The following is a 2677-nucleotide window of genomic DNA, read 5'->3' on the forward strand; positions in this document are numbered from 1 at the left end:
CTGATGCTGATCGCGAAAGACCGGCGGAAGCAGGCGGCTGAGGATGAAGAGGCCGTGACCTAAGTTTCGGAGCGCGGCATGAAAAATGCCGCGCTCATTTCTGTAACCTGCTTGATCAAGCCGCCTTCGCGTCGATCTCTCGCAACCTTGTGAAACCCTTGTCGAGGTCGCGCTTCAAGTCGTCGAGGTCTTCGAGGCCGATGTGGAAGCGCAGGGCGGGTCCGCCGGGTTTCCACGTGGTCGCGGTGCGGTAGGTCGCGCAGTCGAAGGGGATCACGAGGCTCTCGAAGCCGCCCCACGAATAGCCCATGCCGAACAGATCGAGCCCGTCGAGCATCGCGGCGACCGCCTGGTCCGAGCAGGGCTTGAGGATGATCGAGAACAGGCCGGACGAGCCCTTGAAGTCTCGTTTCCAAATGGCATGGCCGGGGTCGTTCTCGAGGGCCGGATGAAGCACGCGCGCGACCTCGGGGCGTTTTTCGAGCCAGTGCGCCATGTCGAGGGCTTGTTTCTCGTGCTCGCGCAGCCGTAGCGCCATCGTCCGCAATCCGCGCAGACCGAGGAAAACGTCCTCGGGGCCCGGACACATGGCGAACAAGTCGTACGTCTCGCGCAAACGCTTGAAGCAGCGCTCATTGGCGGAGACGAGGCCGAGCAGCAGATCCGAGCCGCCGCTGAGGTATTTCGTGCCGGCCTCGATGGCGATGTCGACACCGCGCTCGTGTGGCGGGAAGAGGAGGGGTGTCGCCCAGGTGTTGTCCATCAGAACGACCGCGCCGTGTTTGTGCGCCACTTCGGCGATCGCCGGGATGTCCTGCATCTCCAAAGACTGCGATCCCGGCGCCTCGGTCAGGACAGCGGTGGTGTTCGCCTTGAACAGGGCGGCGATACCGGCGCCGATCAGGGGATCGAAATAGGTCGTCTCGACTCCGAAATTCTTGAGGAAGCCCTCGCAGAACTGACGTGTCGGCCGGTAGACCGAATCCGTCACCAGGAGATGGTCTCCGGCCTTCAGTGAGGAGAGGAGACCCAGCGTCACCGCGGCGAGGCCGGACGGCGCAAGCACCGTTCCGGCGGCACCGGAGATCGCCGTCCAGGCGTTCTCCAGCGAATCGGTGGTGGGAGTGCCCTTCGTTCCGTAGGAGTACTTGCCGCGGCGATGCAGCAGATCATCCGTCGTCGGATAAAGAACTGTGGATCCCCGATAGATCGGCGTGTTGACGAAGCCGTGCTGTTCGGAGGGGTCGCGGCCGGCATGCACGAGGCGGGTCCGGTCGCCGAGATCGGCGAGATTGGGCGGGGTCTTGGACATTATTACAATTTGATGTTAGCGGTGAACGGATGTGAGACTGCGACATTCGTTGCGTCAACCCTACGAAAGACCCTCTTTCATCAAGACTTGACCAGTGATCAATCATCGCATGTGATGGATTGGGGGCCTGGTTCGGGCGAACTGGCTTGGCACGATCCAAAAACAAGACTCCAATGGATGTCCAAATCCATGGGGCGTCATCGACAGAGTGGAGAACGAACAACATGAAAAAGGCTATCGCAACGATCGCCTTCGGCCTGCTGGCGGCTAGTGCATTCGCGACGGGCGCGTCGGCCCAGGCGACTCTCAATAGTGTGAAGCAAAAGGGCTACCTGACCTGCGGCTCCAACACCGGCCTCGCCGGTTTCGGCCTCCCGGATGCTCAGGGCAACTGGACCGGCCTCGACGTCGAGTTCTGCCGCGCCATCTCGGCGGCGATCTTCGATGATCCGACCAAGGTTCGCTTCATCCCGCTCGCCGCCAAGGACCGCTTCACGGCCCTTCAGTCGGGCGAAGTGGACGTCCTGTCGCGCAACTCGACCGTGACCATGTCGCGCGAGACCCAGCTCGGCCTCGACTTCCCGGCCGTCAACTACTACGACGGCCAGGGCTTCATGGTCCGCAAGAAGCTCGGGATTTCGTCGGCCAAGGAGCTGAACGGCGCCTCGATCTGCACGCAGCAGGGCACGACGACCGAGCTCAACCTCGCCGACTACTTCCGCGCCAACAACATGAAGTACGAAGTCGTGGCGTTCGCGACCTCGGACGAAACGTTCAAGGCTTATGACGCCGGCCGTTGCGACGCGTTCACGACGGATGCTTCGGGCTTGTACTCCGAGCGCCTGCGCGCCTCGAACCCGGACGATCATATCGTCCTGCCCGAGATCATCTCGAAGGAACCGCTTGGCCCGGCAGTCCGCCACGGCGACAACCAATGGGGCGACATCGTCGGCTGGGTGCACAACGCCATGCTCGACGCTGAAGAACTGGGTGTGACGAAGGCGAATGTCGACCAGATGAAGACCTCCGACAATCCGGAGATCAAGCGTCTTCTCGGCACCGAAGGTAAGTTCGGTGAAGCCGTCGGCCTGACCAACGATTGGGCTTATCGCATCATCAAGCACATCGGCAATTACGGCGAGAGCTTCGACCGTAACGTCGGCGAAGGCTCCAAGCTGAAGATCAAGCGCGGCCAGAACGCACAATGGACCAAGGGCGGTCTGCAATACGGTCTGCCGATCCGCTAATCGACGGATGACATTCGGGGTGCCCGGAGGCAAATCCGGGCGCCCCCCATAACAAAAAATTGTTGACGCCGCCAAAGACGAGGCCGCCGCATCTCAAGCGGTGAAGCCGCCCTAATAC

At 61.7% G+C, this 2677-nt stretch carries 2 protein-coding genes; one reads left to right on the forward strand and one right to left on the reverse strand.

Translation table 11 applies throughout. The features are described from left to right. Positions 1–115: 115 nt before the first annotated feature. Entirely contained in the window at positions 116–1312 is a 1197-nt protein-coding gene (gene metC / locus AC1DT3_RS17445) for a cystathionine beta-lyase (protein ID WP_477466500.1), read from the reverse strand. Between the two features lie 224 nt (positions 1313–1536). Here metC and AC1DT3_RS17450 point away from each other — a divergent pair, with 224 nt between their 5' ends. After that, positions 1537–2559 (forward strand): amino acid ABC transporter substrate-binding protein, encoded by a 1023-nt coding sequence (locus tag AC1DT3_RS17450; protein WP_477466501.1) that lies wholly within the window; start codon positions 1537–1539, stop codon positions 2557–2559. Positions 2560–2677: the final 118 nt, after the last annotated feature.

This window comes from Microvirga sp. P4_G7 (assembly GCF_056401005.1).

What these genes read in the sequence shown, in the direction of transcription:
- metC (WP_477466500.1), bottom strand. Translation starts at nt 1,312, where the DNA reads ATGTCCAAGACCCCGCCCAATCTCGCCGATCTCGGCGACCGGACCCGC.
- AC1DT3_RS17450 (WP_477466501.1), top strand. Translation starts at nt 1,537, where the DNA reads ATGAAAAAGGCTATCGCAACGATCGCCTTCGGCCTGCTGGCGGCTAGT.